This is a genomic window from Pusillimonas sp., from assembly GCF_035515275.1.
GTDB lineage: Bacteria > Pseudomonadota > Gammaproteobacteria > Burkholderiales > Burkholderiaceae_B > Pusillimonas.
This window is the reverse complement of record NZ_DATJBQ010000047.1, coordinates 1-17,288: the sequence shown is the minus strand read 5'-3', so window position 1 is coordinate 17,288 and position 17,288 is coordinate 1. Positions and strand designations below refer to the sequence as shown.

Sequence of the window (17,288 nt, the reverse complement as noted above, 5' to 3'; positions counted from 1 at the left end):
CTCACCAGCTTGCCAATGGGCTCCCCTCAAAAATTAACAGAATTTAGCCAATACTTAACAAAAGATAAGTTAAATTGGCAATCAAAGACCTACGACAGACTTTATTCCCTTTCGACAGATTTTATTTTCGGACTTCACACCACCCCGTTTTCGCCCACCCTATTCCACTGTCACACTCTTAGCCAGATTCCTAGGCTTATCCACATCCGTACCCCGAGCGCACGCAGTGTGATAGGCCAGCAACTGCAGCGGAATCGTATGCAGCAGGGGCGACAGCTTCCCGTAGTGCTCGGGCATGCGAATAACATGCATGCCTTCTGCGTTGACAATCTTGGTATCGGCGTCGGCGAACACGTATAGCTCGCCGCCTCGGGCGCGTACCTCTTGTATGTTGGACTTGAGCTTTTCCAACAGCTCGTCGCGCGGGGCGATGGTTACCACCGGCATGTGTTCGGTAACCAGCGCCAGGGGGCCGTGCTTGAGCTCGCCGGCGGGGTAGGCTTCGGCGTGTATATAGCTGATCTCTTTAAGCTTTAAGGCGCCTTCAAGTGCAATGGGGTAGTGCATGCCGCGCCCCAGGAAGAGAGCATTTTCTTTGGCGGCGAAGCGGTCGGCCCAGGCCATGATTTGCGGTTCAAGAGCCAGCACGGCCTGAATGGCCACCGGCAAGTGGCGCAGGGCTTTCAAGCCGTCGGCTTCTTGCTCTTCGCTAAGCCGGCCCTTGGTCTGGGCCAGGGCCAGGGTAAGCAGATACAGCGCAGTAAGCTGGGTAGTAAAGGCCTTGGTCGAGGCCACGCCGATTTCAATGCCGGCGCGGGTAATGTAGGCCAGCTTGCATTCGCGAACCATGGCGCTGGTGGCCACGTTGCACACGGTCAGCGTGTGGTGCATGCCCAGGCTGCGGGCGTGCTTGAGGGCGGCCAGGGTGTCGGCGGTTTCGCCTGATTGCGAAATGGTCACGACCAGGCTGCGCGGGTTGGGCACGCTGTCGCGGTAGCGGTATTCGCTGGCAATTTCAACGTTCACCGGAATCTTGGCGATGGATTCGATCCAGTACTTGGAGGTAAGGCCGGCGTAATAGCTGGTGCCGCAAGCCAGTATCAGCACGTTGTCAATTTCGTTGAAGACCTTGTAGGCCTGGTCGCCGAATAACTCGGGCGAAATGGATTCGATGTCTTGCAGGGTGTCGGCAACGGCACGCGGTTGCTCGAAAATTTCTTTCTGCATGTAGTGGCGGTAGGGGCCCAGCTCGGCCGCGGCGGTGTGCAAATGTACGGTATGCACGGTGCGCTCAACTTGCTGCCCTTCTGCATCCACGATCCATACGCGTGCAAGCTGCAGGTCGACCACGTCGCCGTCTTCAAGGTAAATGATCTGGTCGGTGGTGCCGGCCAGCGCCAGGGCGTCAGAGGCCAGGAAATTTTCGTCTTTGCCGCGGCCCACCACCAGGGGTGAGCCCTGGCGCGCGCCCACGACGCGATGAGGCTCGTCACGACAGAACACGGCAATGGCGTAGGCGCCCTCCAGACGTTTGGTGGCCTGCTGCACGGCCGCGAACAGGTCGCCGTCGTAGTTGTGATCGATAAGATGGGCGATGACCTCGGTGTCGGTCTGGCTTTCGAAGTCGTACCCGACGGCTTGCAGCTCGACGCGAAGATCGTCGTGGTTCTCGATAATGCCGTTGTGAACCAAGGCGATGCGCGGCTCGCCGCGGCCCTGGTTCTGGCCGGAAAAATGCGGGTGGGCGTTATGAGTGGCCGGCGCACCATGGGTGGCCCAGCGTGTATGGGCAATGCCGGTAAAGCCCGAAAGCTTCTCGTTGTGAATTTCGCGCTCAAGTTCGGCCACGCGCTGGGTGCTGCGCGTGCGGCGCAGGCCGCCATTGGCGTGCAGGGCCACGCCGCAAGAGTCGTAGCCACGGTATTCAAGGCGTTTCAGGCCTTCGACCAGAATGGGGGTTACATCACGCTGCGCGACTGCACCGACAATTCCACACATGACACTCGACTCCTGAAGTAAATACGACAATGGCTATTGTGCTTAAATCTCCCCGAAATAAGATTATGTATTTTCCAGTTATTTTTACTTTTATTTCACCCAACAGTCTTAATGAAATGAAATTTCATTCTGAACGTGATATTTTACTTTTATGGAAAATAAACCGCCCTTAGACGAGCTGGACCGACGCATTCTTGAACAACTTCAAACAGATTGTTCGATTACCAATCAAGAATTGGCACAACGGGTGCACGCCTCGGCCCCCACCTGCCTGCGCAGGGTGCGGAGGCTGCACGAAGAGGGCATTATTGAAAAACAAGTCGCCATTATCAATCCCGAGCAACTGGGTAATAACCTGACGGCAATTGTCGAGGTCACGCTCGATACCCAAACGGCCGAGGCTCTAACGGTTTTTGAACAAAAGATGGGGGCGGAACCCGCCATCTTGCAGTGCTACAGGGTGTCGCAAGGGCCGGATTTTGTGCTGGTCGTGCAGGTGCTGGACATGCCCGATTACCACGAGATGGCGCACCGCACGTTCACGTCTGACGCCAATGTGCGTAACGTGCGCACATTTTTTTCCATTCATCGCAGCAAATTCGATACGCGCACACGTATTCACGCAAGCAGTTAGCTGGGGGCGCCTAGCTGGGGGCGCCTAGCTGGGGCGCCTAGCCGGGGGCGCCTAGCCCTTGGCCTCGAAACGCGTCAGCAAAACCTGATACGCGTCCAGGTAATGATGCGCCATGCGGCGCGGGTCGTGCTGCGCTAATACAAAAGCATGGGCTTTGCGCACCATGCTGTTGCGAAGCTCGGCATCGTCCAACACCCGGCCGATTGCCTGCGCAATACCTACATGGTCGCCCACTTTACAGAGCAGGCCCCGCCCGTCGGCCAGCACTTCGGCAAGCCCACCCGCGTCGGTTGACACCACCGGCACAGAGTACAAAAACGCGTCAAGGACGCTGGTACCCAGGGCCTCGAACGTAGAGGACAATACAAATACATCCATCAGGCGGTACAGGTCTTCGACCCCTTGCTCAAAGCCGGCGAAAAGGTAACTTTCTTGCAAGCCCAGTTGCTTGACCAGCTCGCGTGCCGCCTGCTCGGCGTCTCCGCCCGCTCCCAAATGCACAAAGACGAAGTCGTTGCGTGCTTGTCGCAAGGCATGAACCGCCCGCACGAGCGTGCACGGGTCTTTTTCGCGGGTTAGCGCCGCCACGGTGGCAACGACCTTAAGACCCTGCAACTGGTATATATCTGAAAACGTGCGAGCGTGATCAAGATCGAAAGGCCTGGCCTCGATGGCACTGGGTATGACCACCACCGGCAGGTCAAGGCGGCGCGGTTCGGCGGCAGCGGCCTCACTGATTGCGACAAGCAGATCGGCCCTTTGCCACTTCCAGCGGGTTTTTTCTTGTTTTTTCTCGGCTACCGGAAACGCCGTGCGTCGTGTAAATACGATGGGGCGGCGCAATAGCGGCTTCAGCAGGGTGAGCCAGGTAAGCGTGTTGGCGGTTTGGGCATGCAAAATATCAAAGCGCCTGGCAATGCGCAGCAGCTTCAAACACGAGGAGAGCGGGCCGGAGGCCTCAAATACCTCGAATCCTTCGCGTCGGGCGGCTTGCGCCAACGGCTCGCCCCGCCGGGCAAGCAAGGCCGCGTGGTGTCCCGCAGCGCGAAACTGCCGCAGACAAAGCAGCGTCTGGCGCTCCCCGCCACGCCAGCCTCGCTCGAAGTTCAATTGCAATATGCGCATGGCTGATTAAAGCTCGCTGTCGGGTACGGGGCTGAAATAACGAACCACATTAACGGCCAGGGCCCCCAAGGCACAAATCATGGAGAAGACAAGGGCCACGGTGGCGCCATAGCCTGCGCTAAGGTTGAAGGCAATGGCCACCAATGCCGTGCCCAGGCTTTGGCCGAACACGCGTGTGGTGGCTTGTAACGCGCCAATCGCACCGCTGCGCCGGCGTGGCCCACCCGTAAGCAAGGCGCGATTGTTGGGGCTTTGAAAGAACCCGAACCCCACCCCGCCCAAAAGCATGGCCGCCGCAAACCAGCCAAATTGTGCATCAAGCGGCAGCAGCACCACCCAACCCAGCCCCCCGGCCATGCATGCGGCACCGATGGCGCACAGCACGGCCACCCGGTAGCGGTCAGACAAAACACCCGAGATGGGCGCCATAACCGCGGTGCCGAACGACCACACTCCCAATAAAATACCCACGTCGGAATAACTATAGTTCACGACGTTCAAATAATAAAAAGGCAGCGCCACGAAAGAGCTCATGTGGGCTGCAAATGAAAACGCCGACGCCCCCACGGCAAAGGCGACGGGCTGTATGCGCAGCAGGTCAATGGGAACCAGCGGCGCGGTCTGGTCCCACGAGCGACGCACCAGCGCCACCGTACTGACGCCGGCCACCGCCAGAAACAACAAGGCCTGCCACGGCGCATGCACCAGCATGTCGAGCCCGCTGACAAACAAACCCAGCGCCAACATGCTTAAACCGCAGCTGACCCAATCAAAGCGCCTTTTCATTCGCGGCAGGTCGGGCAGGTAGCGGGCGCCAATTGCAGCGGCAATGCACAGCGGCACATAGGCGACGAAAATCCAGCGCCAGTCGGTATACTCGAGTATGAACGCGCCGATACTGGGCCCGACCACCATGGTGGCGCCCACCGCCAGCGAGTTCAGGCTTATTCCGAAACCCATCATGCGCATGGGGTAGGTGTTGCGCACCAGGCCGCCGAACAAGCACATGAGCATCGAGGTGCCCAGCGCCTGGCAGATGCGCGCCAGCAGCAACCCGATAAAGGTGGTGGACAAGGCGCAAGCCATGGCCGAAGCCATGAAGATCAGCACACCCAGTAAATACATGCGCTGCGAGCCGATGCGTTCGCTGACCGCCGAAAACGGCAATAGCGTAACGACGATGACCAGGCTGTAGGCAATGGCCAGCCACACGACCAGGCTGGGATCCAGGCTTAGGTCTCGGGCGATGGTCGGCAACGCCACGTTGACCATGCTCATGTCCATCGACGAAAGCAAAATGCCGATGAGTAGGGTCGCTACGGCCCAATAGCGGCGGGGAGCTTCGAGGCCGTCTGGTTGGGCTGCCTCTTGTGGACGTTGCCCGTTTTCTTGCACGTCAGGCTTTCTTGACAGGACGAGCCCAACCCGACACCGACTTTTGCGTAGAGCGCGACAAGGTCAATTGTTCAGCCGGCGCGTCTTTGGTCAACGTCGTGCCCGCTCCCACCGTGGCGCCACGGCCCACGGTAACCGGGGCCACCAACTGGGTGTCCGACCCGATAAAGGCATCGTCTTCGATAATGGTCTGAAACTTGTTGGCGCCGTCGTAATTGCAGGTAATGGTGCCTGCACCAATATTGACCCGCTCACCCACCAGCGCGTCGCCGATATAAGCAAGATGATTCGCCTTGGACTGCCGGCCAAGCGTACTTTTTTTGATTTCGACAAAGTTGCCCACATGCGCCTCGTCGCCCACCCGGGTACCCGGCCGCAAGCGTGCATAAGGGCCGACTCGCGCCTGAACCCCCACCTCGGCATCGTGTACATGGCTGAAAGCCTCGATCAATGCGCCTTCACCGATTTGAGCCTGGCTGACGACGCAATGCGGGCCGACCCGTACCCCGTCAGCCAAAACCACGTCGCCTTCGAACACACAGCCAACGTCAATAAACACGTCGCGCCCACATTTCAAGGTACCGCGCAGATCAAAACGCGCCGGATCGGCCAGCGTGACGCCCTGTTCCAACAGGCGGCGAGCTTGCTCGCCCTGCCAGATACGCTCGAGCTGAGCCTGCTGAACGCGGCTGTTGACGCCCAGGGTTTCCCAAGCGGCAGCAGCATGGGCGGCACTGACCGGCACGCCGTCTGCCACAGACAGCCCCACCACGTCGGTCAGATAATATTCGCCCTGGGCATTGTTGTTGCCGATGCGATCAAGCCAATTTATCAGCCGGTTGGTCGGGGCGGCCAGTATGCCGGTGTTCACTTCATTAATGGCGCGCTCGGCTTCCGAGGCGTCTTTGTGCTCGACAATGCGTATGACCTGCCCCGCATTGTTTCGAACAATGCGCCCATACCCAGTGGGGTCGGCCAGCTTTTCGGTCAACACCGCCATGCCGTCGTCCCGCGCCTTAAGCAGGCCCGCCAGGGTTTCGGTCTGCACCAACGGCACATCGCCGTACAGCACCAGCGTGGTGTCGGCCGCATTGCCTTCTTGCAGCAGCAAGGGCACAGCCTGTTGCACCGCATGACCCGTGCCCTGCTGGGGGCTTTGCACCACAAAGCTCAGGTCTGCATGGCCGGCAAATGCCTGTTGCACGCGTTCGGCTCCATGCCCCACCACCACAACGATACGATCCGGGTCCAGACGTCGAGCGTTATCAAGAACGTGAGTCAGCATGGGTTTTCCGGCGAGCGGGTGGAGGACCTTGGGCAGGTCCGACTGCATGCGTTTGCCCAGGCCTGCAGCCAGTATCACGATATTCAGCATGTGCTTTTAAAGACGAGAAGTAAAAGGGGATCTTGGAAAGGTGGCGTGGTTGGAAGGAAGTACCCCACAACGGTGACGACGCGCGAACGCCGCCACCGATGGGGGACGACACATTCACTAAAAAGTGCGGCCGGATCCGATGACACGCTTGCGTGCGGGCGTCGCACCGGCCTTTTTGGCGGCCCGCCGTTTGACGGCAGGCTGGGCCTGGGCGGAGGTTGCCGCCTTTTTGGTCGTAACGCTTGCCTGGCGGCTGGAAGCCTTGCCAGTAGCCTTGCGCGGCGCGGCCGACCGCTTGGCGGGGCCGGCGGTTTCGCCTTGAGCCGCTGCAGGCTGGCTCGCCTGCATGCCCGCGACCGTGGCGGCGGCAAGTGTGTCAAACTGCTTTTGCAGCATGTTCCACCAGCCTTGTGCAGCCTCGGACATGGCGGCAGGGTCGGCGTGCAGCGGCGCAGCCTGCTCGGCGCCCGGCTGGCCTGATGCTGTTGCAAAAGCCTGCGCCGGGGCCTGCTCGCGCAATGGCTCGGCAGTTTTTATTTTTGCCTGGCCCGAAGGCTTGATGCCCAACACCACCTCGAGCGGAGAAGGGTTGTCGCCATCGGCCGAGGTTCCGGGCACATTGGCAAACGACTTGAGCGTGGCAATCGTAGCCCGCTGCACCTCGAGTGCCTGGATGGAACTGGTTAGCATCGACATATTGATACGCAGCCAGTTTTCTACCGCTTTAAGGTCATTGATGCGCCGGTCGAGGTCTTCGGTGGTAAGCGCGGCCGGCACCGGCGGCTGGCTAAGCACCCCCGAACCGGCCAGGCTTTGCCAGGCCCGGCTCAGCATTTCCATACTGGCCAGCAATGGGTTGCTCGACATTTCGTTGGCCTGACCGAAGCCGGGCAATATAAAAGGGTTGCTGTTCTGGCTACTCATGAGGACCTCGGGCTGCGCAGTGAAAATGCAAAACCAGTAGATGTGTATGCTGTAAGCTTAAACTGAACAGCCACCCAGCGTCTAATGAACGCAGTGCCGCTCATTGCAAACAAATGAAACACCACTATCTGCTAACCGAACTGGAAAGCGCCATTAACTACTGGCGCAATCGCTCACCATCGCAAGGCGACGAGCTGGCCCTGTGCGCTGAAGCTGCAGCCCTGGCCGAGCCCTATGCACTAATGATCTACGAATCGCGCAACGAAATCGCCTCGCAGACCCTTTCTGCCAAAGCCCACGAGGCCCTGCTGGCCTGGGAGGCCGCCACCCAGAAGTAGCTTGAATTCGAGCCGCTGCACCCAGGCAGGGCGAAAAGGCTCAAGCGGCCGCCAACCGCCGTACCAACCCTTCAAGCACCACCAGCTCGGCCTCAACCGTGAACTGCCCCGCCTGAATGAGCTCCCAGACCTCTTCAACGGTTACCGCACGAATCTCGTCCACTTCGCCGTCCTGGTTACGAAGCGGCACGGATTCGTCGAGCACACACTCGCTGACCAGCACATCTTCCACCTGATACCCCTCGGGCAGACGGCGATGCATACGTAAAATAGTTCGCAGCGGCGAGCGGGCTGCCATATGCTCGGGCAACAGACCGGCTTCTTCCTGGCTTTCGCGCAGCAACGAATGTTCTAGGGTTTCACCTGCAACCGCCAGGCCCCCGACGAGGGTGTCCCACATTCCGGGGTCGGTTGATTTGCCGGCCGAGCGCAGGGCGATCCACAAACGCCCGTCGGGCGTCCAGGCATTCAGGTGCACCGCCTTGGTCAGCATGCCCAGCGGACGAACCGCCGCGCGCTCGATCGCCCCCAGTGTTTTGCCTTCGCCCACCACATCAAGCAGTTCGTCGCGCCAGGCCCGCAAGCAGCCCGCATCGCGCATCAATAACGCCGCATCGGCCAGCACCTGATCAAGCATACGCCGGGGAACCGTGGGAACCGCATCGATACAGACGGCTTCGGGCTCGATGCGCACGCCCTCGAGCGAGCTCAGCGCACGCGTGGCGCGAGGCGTGATCCAGCCCGCCACACGCCCCGAAACGGTAAGAGGCCGGGACCCTGCGGGCGGCAAATGCTGAATGCGCGGCACCAGTAAACGGTAGCGCTTATCAAGCGTGGAAACCAGTGATCTGGAAGCATGAGCGTTCATGCGGCAATTGTAATGTACGGCAATTGATGCTTTACCAATTTCCGCCCTCAAGCCTAATATGTGGGTTGCGTCAACCAAGAGTCCGGCAGTTCGCTATAATTCGCCGGTCTCTAAGCAATTAAATCGAGCAGGTAGTCTTGAGGCCAAGCAACACGAAAACCTGCCATCCAATCATCGTGCCTTTTCCAAAGGGCGTAAATCGCGCCTAGATTCAACTCGTCATTCGGCGAAGGCACTTCGTATTTCGAGGTCAGCATGAAGAAGTTGAGAGGGGTACTGGGAGCAGGCGCAATGCTAATGGCAAGCGCGGCCAGTGCGCAGGTCCAGGATATGCCGGGGGGCCCACGAGTCAACCAGCTCAACCTCCCTCCGGGGGTTACCGAAATTTCGTACGACATCATGTGGCTGCACTGGATGCTGTTAATCATCTGTACAGTCATTTTTCTCGGTGTCTTTGGCGTCATGTTCTATTCGATCGTGATGCACCGAAAATCGCGCGGCCATAAAGCCTCCAGGTTCCACGAGCACGTAGGTGTCGAAGTTGCCTGGACAGTCATCCCCTTTCTTATCGTCATCGCCATGGCGCTGCCTGCCACGCGCACGGTCGTCGCCATGAAAGACACCTCCAGTGCCGACCTCACCATCAAGGCCACCGGCTACCAATGGAAATGGGGCTACGAGTACCTTGACGGCCCCGCCCGCGACGTTCAATTCCTTTCAACGTTGTCTACGCCGCGCAGCCAGATCATGGGCCACGAGCCGCGCAGCAACACCTACCTTATGGAAGTCGACAACGAGCTGGTCGTGCCTGTCGACAAAAAAGTGCGCATTATCGTCACTTCGGCCGACGTCATTCACTCGTGGATGGTGCCCGATTTCGGCGTCAAGCAAGACGCGATCCCCGGCTTCCTGCGCGACACTTGGTTCCGTGCCACCAAAACCGGCACCTACCGCGGCCAGTGCGCCGAACTATGCGGCAAAGACCACGCCTTCATGCCGATTGTGGTGCGTGTGGTTTCGCAGCCCGAGTACGAAGCCTGGGCCGCCGAGCAACAGAAGGCCCTGGCCGGCGCTGCCGACGATCCCACCAAAGAGTGGACTCCCGAAGAACTGATCGCCCGCGGCGAAAAGGTGTATGCCGCTAACTGCGTTGCTTGCCACCAGGCCAACGGCAAGGGCTTGCCCCCGGCCTTCCCGCCGCTTGAAGGCAGCGAAAAATCCGTATTGGCGCCCAAGCAAGGCCAGATCGACACCGTGCTTAACGGTCACCCCGGAACCGCCATGGCGGCCTTCCGCGACCAATTGAACGACGTCGAAATCGCTGCCGTCATTACGTACACGCGCAATGCATGGGCCAACGCAGGCAAAGGGCCAGACCCGGTCGTGCAGCCTGCCGACGTGACCGCACAGCGCTAAGCACGAGATCATGCGCATCGTAAATTCAAACGTTTTTGCCCAGGCCCGCAGCGGCGCCTCGGTACAGTAAGGAGTCCACCATGAGCAGTGTTACTGCCGACCACGTACCCGCGAGCCACGGGCACGAAGAGCACCACGATATGCCGCGCGGTTGGCGGCGCTGGCTATTTGCCACCAATCACAAAGACATCGGTACCATGTACCTGATCTTTTCGTTCCTGATGCTGCTCGAGGGCGGCACGCTGGCCCTGTTGCTGCGTACCGAACTATTTGAGCCGGGCCTGCAGTTCTTCCAGCCCGAGCTGTTCAACCAGTTCACCACCATGCACGGCCTGATCATGATTTTCGGCGCGATCATGCCGGCCTTCGTGGGTTTTGCCAACTGGATGATCCCGCTGCAAATCGGGGCCTCTGACATGGCCTTTGCCCGCATGAACAACTTCAGCTTCTGGCTGTTGCCCGTGGGCGCCATCCTGTTCACGGCTTCGTTCTTTGTTCCCGGCGGCGCAACCGCTTCGGGCTGGACCATGTACGCACCGCTGTCGTTGCAAATGGGCCCCGGCATGGATTTCGCCATTTTCGCGGTGCACATTCTGGGCGCCTCATCGATCATGGGCGCCATCAACATCATCGTCACCATCCTGAACATGCGCGCTCCGGGCATGACGCTGATGAAAATGCCGCTGTTCTGCTGGACCTGGCTTATTACCGCGTACCTGCTTATTGCCGTTATGCCTGTACTGGCTGCGGCGGTAACCATGCTGCTTACCGACCGCCACTTTGGCACGGCCTTTTTTAACGCAGCCGCAGGCGGCGACCCGGTTCTGTACCAGCACGTGTTCTGGTTCTTCGGTCACCCCGAGGTCTACATCATGATTCTGCCGGCGTTCGGCATCGTGTCGGCCATTGTGCCTGCGTTTTCGCGCAAGCCGCTGTTCGGTTACGCATCCATGGTGTATGCCACGGCAGCCATCGCCATTCTTTCGTTCCTGGTCTGGGCTCACCACATGTTCGCCACCGGCATGCCGGTGACGGGGCAGTTGTACTTCATGTACGCCACCATGCTTATCTCGATTCCCACCGGGGTCAAGATCTTCAACTGGGTGGCAACCATGTGGCGCGGCTCGCTTACGTTTGAAACGCCCATGCTGTTCGCCATCGGCTTCATCTTTGTGTTTACCGTTGGCGGTTTCACCGGCCTGATCGTGGCCGTGGCCCCCATCGATATTGCGGTGCACGACACCTACTACGTGGTGGCGCACTTCCACTATGTGCTGGTGGCAGGCTCGCTGTTTGCACTGTTTGGCGGGGCCTACTACTGGCTGCCCAAATGGACAGGCCGCATGTACGACGAGCGCCTGGGCAAATGGCACTTCTGGTCGACCATGATCTCGTTCAACATCACGTTCTTCCCCATGCACTTCCTGGGGCTGGCCGGCATGCCGCGCCGCTACGTTGATTACGCAGCGCAGTTCACCGATTTCCACCAAATCGCCACCATCGGTGCGTTCTGGTTCGGCCTGTCACAAATCATTTTCATGTACGTGGTGCTTAAAGCCTATTCGGGCCGGGGCGAGCCTGCTCCTGCCAAAGCCTGGGAAGGCGCCGAAGGCCTTGAATGGACAGTGCCCTCGCCGGCTCCGTTCCACACCTTCGTGACACCACCTGTAGTTAAATAAGAACATGACACCCGAGCAACGCCGCCGCAACCGCATCGCAGGAGCCATCCTGGCCATTATCGTTATCGCGATTTTTGCCTGGACCTTCCTGCGCGGCTCGGTACTGATGAATTAACCGTAACAACGTAATGACCGACGACATCCGCGAACTGTCAAAGCGCAAGCTGAACTTCTTCCAGACGCTGAAAGCCGTGCTGTGGGGTTTTTTTGGGGTGCGCAAGGGCAAGGGCTATCAAGAAGACATTTCCAGCCTCAACCCTGTGCACCTTATAATCGCGGCAATCATCGCCACCCTACTTTTTGTGGTGGCGCTGGTCATGATCGCCAAGTTTTTCATCAACCAGGCTGTTTAGCTCCGCATCAGCAATATTAGATAATTTGTAGGAGATCACCATGAGTGCAAGTCACTCGGCTCACGGAAACGAAGCGCCTTACTACTACGTGCCGGCCGAATCGCCCCACCCTGTACGCGCCAGTTTTTCGTTGCTGCTGACCCTGTTGGGCGCGGCGCTGTGGATCAACAGCTACGCCATCGGCCATTGGGTGTTTTTACTGGGCATTTTGTCGCTGTTTGTCGTTCTGTTCGGCTGGTTCGGCGATGCCATCCGAGAATCAGAAGGCGGCCTGAACAGCGCGCGCGTTGACCATGCCTACCGCTGGAGCATGGCCTGGTTTATTTTTTCAGAGGTGATGTTCTTTGCGGCCTTTTTTGGTTCGCTTTGGTATGTGCGCACCATTACCACGCCCTGGCTTAGCGACCTGGAACACCAGGCGCTGCTGTGGCCGTCGTTTACAGGCGCCTGGCCGAACCTGGGGCCGGCCGGTGTCGTTGATGCGTTCGAAATCATGGGCCCCTTCTGGCTGCCCACCATCAACACGGCACTGCTGCTTACCTCGGGCCTTACCCTTACCATTGCCCACCACGCCCTGCGCGCCAACCAGCGCGGCAAGACCATTTTCTGGCTTGCGGCGACGGTTATTCTGGGCTTTGTCTTCGTAGGCTGCCAGTCGTACGAGTACTACCACGCCTACACCGACCTTAATCTTCGCTTCGACTCGGGCGCGTATGGTTCGCTGTTCTACATGCTTACCGGCTTCCATGGCTTCCACGTCATCTTGGGCGCCTCCATGCTTACGGTCATATTGTTCCGTCTTATAAAGGGGCACTTCACGGCCGACCACCACTTCGGTTTCGAAGGGGCGGCCTGGTACTGGCACTTTGTTGACGTGGTCTGGCTCGGTTTATACTTGTTTGTTTACTGGTTTTAAGCCTTGCCGAGCAAGGCGCCTGGCGCGCTTTGCTCTAGCAAAATAAAAGCCGGCCCCGCCGGCTTTTATTTTGCGCGCCGCATATAGGCCTTATCGAGGCCTTAGCGCGAGACAATGCCGGTGCTTTCGATCCAGCCCAAATAATGGGCCAGCAGCACAAACAAGAACAGCGCAATTGAAAGGCCCACCCGCCATGTCAATGCATAGGCGGTGCGGCTGGTTCCACCCTTGTCGCGCATCAGATACACCAGCGCAGACGCCAAACTGCCCAAGATCCCGAGAAAAGCCAGGATAACGATGATACGCATGAAGTTTCTCCGGTAAAACCAGAATTATTGCAGACATGGCCCGTTCACACATAAACATACGCCTGGCGTCGGCACTGATACTGCTGGCTGTCGTTGCCGCGGTATGTGCCGCCCTGGGCAACTGGCAGCTTGACCGGGCGGCCGAACGCGAAGCCATTTCAGCGGCCATTGAAACCGGACGCCAAAGCCCGCCGCTTACCCTGCAACCCGACACTGCCACTGACGAGCTGAAAAACTGGCGCCCGGCCCAGGCTGAAGGCATATGGCTGCCTGAATTTACGGTACTGCTAGACAACCGAAATTACAATGGCCGACCCGGTTTTTGGGTGGCAACGCCCCTGCTGCTCGATACCTCGAGCCGTGCCGCGCTTCTAGTGCTGCGCGGCTGGCTCCCCCGACCGGTAGGGCCCGAGGGTCAGCTTCCCGACCTGACCCCACCCACCGGCCCTCAAAAGGTTTCCGGCAATCTGCTCGAACGCGTGCCGCGCTTATTCGAGCTTCGGTCGTTCAGCGGCCCCAGCCCCAGCGCGCTGCCGAAGGCTTTTCCTGCCGCTGATGCAGCACCGCCACGCGTGCAAAACCTTGATCTTGCAGACTACGAAGCTGCGACTGGCTTAAAATTGATGCCCGTCGTGCTGGAACAGACCTCGGAAGGTGAGGGCGACCACCGCTTGAACCGAAACTGGCCGCTGCCCCCCACCGACTCGGACACCAATCGCGGCTATGCCTTGCAGTGGTTCAGCTTTGCCGCCATTGCCATCGGCGCCTGGATTGTCATTGTCTGGCGCACCCTTAGACGGCGTGCGCGAAAGCCCGACATCCGCAGCCACTGAAATCAACCATCCACGCCAAGGACTCATTGTGGACCGCAACCCTCTCCCAAGTTCCGCCGCCCCGGCCAAGCCACGCTCAATCCAACCCCTGATCTGGATTGTGGTGGTGTGCCTGGCACCCATCGTGTTTGCCCTATTGGCCTACTACCTTCCGTCGTTGGGGTTTCGCCCCGACGACACCTCAAATTATGGTCGTGTGCTGAACCCTCAACGTCCTGTTCCCAGCGCCGAGACACTGGGGCTTAAAACTCAAGACGGCCAGCCGTTTGACCTGTCCAGCCTGAAAGGACAATGGGTGCTGGCAACGGCCGACCAAGGCGCCTGCCCAGAGTCTTGCGTGACCAAGCTGTTCATTCTTCGTAATTCGCATGCCAGCCAGGGGAAGAATGTTGAACGCCTGTCGCGCATCTGGTTCGTAACCGACGACGCACCCATACCTGAACAAGTGCTGGAAGCCTACCAGGGCACCATTATTGTTCGTGCCGACCCTGAAAAACTGGCTGGATTTTTAGCGCCCGAAGCCGGCGCGTCCACCCAGGAAGCGTTGGCCGCCCCCATGTGGATTATCGACCCACTGGGCAACCTTATGCTTGAGTTTCCCGAAAACGCCGACCCCTTACGCGTACGAAAAGACATCAGCAAGCTGATTTACAACTCGCGGGTTGGTTAAAAATGGCTGAGCGTATCAAGACCCGCTACCGAAAGCTGGTCTATTTAACGTGGTTCCTTACTCTTGATCTGATCATGTTTGGTGCCTTTGTGCGCCTTACGGATTCGGGCCTGGGCTGCCCCGACTGGCCTGGCTGTTACGGCAAGATCAGCCCGATCGGGGCCTCAAAATATATAGAAGAAGCGTTCGCCGCCATGCCTTACGGAGCGGTCAGCTTCCCCAAGGCCTGGATCGAAATGATCCACCGCTACGTTGGCTCGCTATTAGGTCTGCTGATCATCGCCATTGTTTATATGGCCTGGCGCCATCGCAAGGTGTTGGGCAACACGCCGCGTCTTGCCCTCTTTACACTTATTGCCGTTTGCGTTCAGGGTGCGTTCGGGGCCTGGACAGTCACGCACCAGCTGATGCCCATTATTGTCACCACGCACTTGCTGGGGGGCATGGGGCTGCTGGCGCTGATGACGTGGCTGGCGGCTCGCGAGAAACAACACCCCGCCGTCAGTACGCACTACCGTGGCTACCTGCCCTGGATGACGGCCGGTCTGGTATTGCTGTTTGTGCAGATTGCACTGGGGGGCTGGGTCAGCACCAATTATGCGGCGCTGGCCTGCATGGATTTTCCGACCTGCCATGGCCAGTGGCTGCCGCCGATGGACGTTGAAAGCGGCTTTTCGCTGATAAGGGGCCTGGGCCAGTTACCCTCGGGCGAGATGATCTCGCAAGAAGCGCTTACCGCCATACACTGGGTCCACCGCAATTTTGCCTTTTTTGTCTTCGTGTACCTGGGGGCCCTGGCGCTGCGCTTAAGGGGCGACTCCGGCCTGGCCGGGCCCGCCACCTTGTTGCTGACGCTGTTGCTGGCCCAGCTGCTTACGGGCCTTACCACCATATTTTTCGAATGGCCCCTGCTGATCGCCGTGTTGCACAATGGCGGCGCCGCCGGTCTGGTGCTGGTCAGTGTTACGCTGATCGTCCGCCTGCACCGCGCAGGGCGGGCTAGAATAACGCCATGACTACCCTGCCTATCTCCGAACCGTCTTTGCTACGCCAATACCTGGTGCTGACCAAGCCGCGTGTCACGCAGCTTGCCGTGTTCTGCGCCATAATCGGCATGTTCCTGGCCAGCCCCGGCCTGCCCGACATTGGCCTGGTGGTGGCGGGCACCGTCGGCATCTGGCTATTGGCGGCTGCAGCCTTTGCCATCAATTGCCTTATTGAGCAAGAAATCGACGCCAAAATGGCCCGCACCTCGCGACGCGCCACCGCGCGCGGCACCATCACCAACACGCAGGTACTGATTTTTTCGGGGGTGCTGGGCGGCGCCGGCATGCTGGTGCTTTACCATTTGGTAAACCCGCTGACCATGTGGCTTACCTTTGCCACCTTCGTGGGCTATGCCATTATCTACACCATCATACTCAAGCCCAGAACCTCGCAAAATATCGTCATTGGCGGGCTCTCGGGTGCCATGCCCCCCGCGTTGGGCTGGGCATGCATCGCCAACGCGGTACCCGCCGAAGCCTGGATACTGGTGCTTATTATCTTTATCTGGACTCCGCCGCATTTTTGGGCCTTGGCCCTGTACCGCGACAACGACTACGAAAAATCGGGGTTGCCCATGCTGCCGGTTACCCATGGCAATCAGTTCACTCGTCTGCATATTTTGCTCTACAGCCTGGCGCTTTTTGCGGCCACCCTGCTGCCTTTTATGGCACGCATGAGCGGACCGCTTTATTTGGTTTGCGCCGTAGTGCTTAGCGGCATGTTCGTGCGCCTTTCGTGGCAACTGTATAAACAGTACAGCGACGCGCTGGCACGCAAGCTGTTCCGCTTTTCAATTCTGTACCTCGCCCTGATCTTCGGCGCCTTGCTGATTGATCATTGGGTCATGATGATCTAGCGGCCCCTTCCAACCTTTGCAACGCAGAGCCTGCATGACCTCGATTTTTTCTTTGCGCACCCTGTTCACCACATTCGCTCTCGCAGCCGCCCTGGTTCTGGCCGGCTGCGGCAACGACAAGGCCGAGTTTCGGGGCAGCGACATTAGCGGCACCAAGCTGGGCGCCGATCTGGCCATGGTCGACCACAACGGCCACTCACGCACATTAATCGACTACCGCGACAAGGTGGTGCTGGTGTTCTTTGGGTTTACGCAGTGCCCCGACGTGTGCCCCACCTCGATGTCGCAGCTCGCCCATGCCATGGAGCTGCTCGGCACCGACGCCGACCAGGTTCAGGTATTAATGGTCTCGGTCGACCCCGAACGCGATACACCCGACGTGCTTCGCAGCTACGTCACAGCTTTTGATCCCTCATTCGTGGGGCTTACCGGTACGCCCGAGCAACTGGCCGCCACGGCAAAATCGTTCAGAGCGTTTTACAGCAAAGTGCCCACCCCAGGTGGTGACGACTACACCATGGACCACGGCTCGTCGTTTTACATTCTTGACCGC

Annotated in this window: 19 protein-coding genes; 12 read left to right on the top strand and 7 right to left on the bottom strand. The window is 59.1% G+C overall.

All coding sequences use genetic code 11. The features are described 5' to 3' along the window. Positions 1-159 precede the first annotated feature (159 nt). Positions 160-1,998, bottom strand: coding sequence for a glutamine--fructose-6-phosphate transaminase (isomerizing) (gene glmS, locus VL003_RS03210; RefSeq protein ID WP_325439515.1), 1,839 nt, complete (start codon positions 1,996-1,998; stop codon positions 160-162). Between the two features lie 151 nt (positions 1,999-2,149). On the opposite strand from glmS, the gene VL003_RS03205 reads away from it, so the two are divergent. Further along, positions 2,150-2,632, top strand: a complete 483-nt coding sequence (locus VL003_RS03205) for an Lrp/AsnC family transcriptional regulator (protein WP_325439513.1) — start codon at positions 2,150-2,152, stop codon at positions 2,630-2,632. Between the two features lie 51 nt (positions 2,633-2,683). Here the strand turns inward: VL003_RS03205 and VL003_RS03200 are convergent, their stop codons facing one another. From VL003_RS03200 to VL003_RS03185, 4 genes are all read right to left on the bottom strand, one after another. After that, entirely contained in the window at positions 2,684-3,757 is a 1,074-nt protein-coding gene (locus VL003_RS03200) for a glycosyltransferase family 4 protein (RefSeq protein WP_325439511.1), read from the bottom strand. A 6-nt stretch (positions 3,758-3,763) separates the two neighbouring features. Beyond that, positions 3,764-5,152 carry an MFS transporter gene (locus tag VL003_RS03195; RefSeq protein WP_325439509.1) on the bottom strand — a complete coding sequence of 463 codons (1,389 nt, stop codon included), beginning with the start codon at positions 5,150-5,152 and terminating at the stop codon, positions 3,764-3,766. Position 5,153: 1 nt separating this feature from the next. Further along, positions 5,154-6,527 (bottom strand): bifunctional UDP-N-acetylglucosamine diphosphorylase/glucosamine-1-phosphate N-acetyltransferase GlmU, encoded by a 1,374-nt coding sequence (gene glmU, locus VL003_RS03190; protein ID WP_325439507.1) that lies wholly within the window; start codon positions 6,525-6,527, stop codon positions 5,154-5,156. A gap of 117 nt (positions 6,528-6,644) precedes the next feature. Next, positions 6,645-7,451 (bottom strand): PhaM family polyhydroxyalkanoate granule multifunctional regulatory protein, encoded by an 807-nt coding sequence (locus VL003_RS03185; protein WP_325439505.1) that lies wholly within the window; start codon positions 7,449-7,451, stop codon positions 6,645-6,647. 113 nt (positions 7,452-7,564) lie between these two features. Here VL003_RS03185 and VL003_RS03180 point away from each other — a divergent pair, with 113 nt between their 5' ends. Next, entirely contained in the window at positions 7,565-7,789 is a 225-nt protein-coding gene (locus VL003_RS03180) for a DUF3717 domain-containing protein (protein WP_325439503.1), read from the top strand. A 40-nt stretch (positions 7,790-7,829) separates the two neighbouring features. On the opposite strand, the gene VL003_RS03175 is transcribed toward VL003_RS03180, so the two are convergent. Then, entirely contained in the window at positions 7,830-8,657 is an 828-nt protein-coding gene (locus tag VL003_RS03175; protein WP_325439501.1) for an NUDIX hydrolase, read from the bottom strand. Positions 8,658-8,912: 255 nt separating this feature from the next. Between VL003_RS03175 and coxB the strand changes: the two genes are divergently transcribed. The 5 genes from coxB (at position 8,913) to VL003_RS03150 (ending at position 13,021) form a co-directional block, all read left to right on the top strand. Further along, positions 8,913-10,073 (top strand): cytochrome c oxidase subunit II, encoded by a 1,161-nt coding sequence (gene coxB / locus VL003_RS03170; protein WP_325439499.1) that lies wholly within the window; start codon positions 8,913-8,915, stop codon positions 10,071-10,073. Between the two features lie 80 nt (positions 10,074-10,153). Beyond that, complete coding sequence (gene ctaD, locus VL003_RS03165; RefSeq protein WP_325439497.1) at positions 10,154-11,752, top strand: cytochrome c oxidase subunit I; 1,599 nt, start codon at positions 10,154-10,156, stop codon at positions 11,750-11,752. Positions 11,753-11,756: 4 nt separating this feature from the next. Then, positions 11,757-11,867 carry a cytochrome oxidase small assembly protein gene (locus VL003_RS03160; protein ID WP_325439495.1) on the top strand — a complete coding sequence of 37 codons (111 nt, stop codon included), beginning with the start codon at positions 11,757-11,759 and terminating at the stop codon, positions 11,865-11,867. Between the two features lie 13 nt (positions 11,868-11,880). Further along, the gene (locus tag VL003_RS03155; protein ID WP_325439493.1) at positions 11,881-12,105 is read left to right on the top strand and encodes a DUF2970 domain-containing protein; all 225 of its coding nucleotides are present in this window, start codon (positions 11,881-11,883) and stop codon (positions 12,103-12,105) included. 40 nt (positions 12,106-12,145) lie between these two features. Next, complete coding sequence (locus VL003_RS03150) at positions 12,146-13,021, top strand: cytochrome c oxidase subunit 3 (protein ID WP_325439491.1); 876 nt, start codon at positions 12,146-12,148, stop codon at positions 13,019-13,021. Between the two features lie 101 nt (positions 13,022-13,122). Here the strand turns inward: VL003_RS03150 and VL003_RS03145 are convergent, their stop codons facing one another. Then, on the bottom strand, positions 13,123-13,329 hold the full coding sequence (locus tag VL003_RS03145) for a twin transmembrane helix small protein (protein ID WP_325439489.1): 207 nt from the start codon (positions 13,327-13,329) through the stop codon (positions 13,123-13,125). A 35-nt stretch (positions 13,330-13,364) separates the two neighbouring features. Between VL003_RS03145 and VL003_RS03140 the strand changes: the two genes are divergently transcribed. The 5 genes from VL003_RS03140 to VL003_RS03120 all read left to right on the top strand — a co-directional run. Continuing rightward, positions 13,365-14,162 carry an SURF1 family protein gene (locus VL003_RS03140; protein ID WP_325439487.1) on the top strand — a complete coding sequence of 266 codons (798 nt, stop codon included), beginning with the start codon at positions 13,365-13,367 and terminating at the stop codon, positions 14,160-14,162. Positions 14,163-14,190: 28 nt separating this feature from the next. Further along, positions 14,191-14,832 carry an SCO family protein gene (locus VL003_RS03135; protein WP_325439485.1) on the top strand — a complete coding sequence of 214 codons (642 nt, stop codon included), beginning with the start codon at positions 14,191-14,193 and terminating at the stop codon, positions 14,830-14,832. 2 nt (positions 14,833-14,834) lie between these two features. Next, a complete protein-coding gene (locus VL003_RS03130; protein ID WP_325439483.1) occupies positions 14,835-15,848 on the top strand; it encodes a COX15/CtaA family protein in 1,014 nt (337 codons plus the stop codon). Beyond that, positions 15,845-16,735, top strand: coding sequence for a heme o synthase (gene cyoE, locus VL003_RS03125; protein WP_325439481.1), 891 nt, complete (start codon positions 15,845-15,847; stop codon positions 16,733-16,735). Before VL003_RS03130 ends, cyoE begins: the two co-directional genes overlap by 4 nt. Positions 16,736-16,769: 34 nt before the next feature. After that, the coding region (locus tag VL003_RS03120; protein WP_325439478.1) for an SCO family protein at positions 16,770-17,288 on the top strand (519 nt) is incomplete at its 3' end.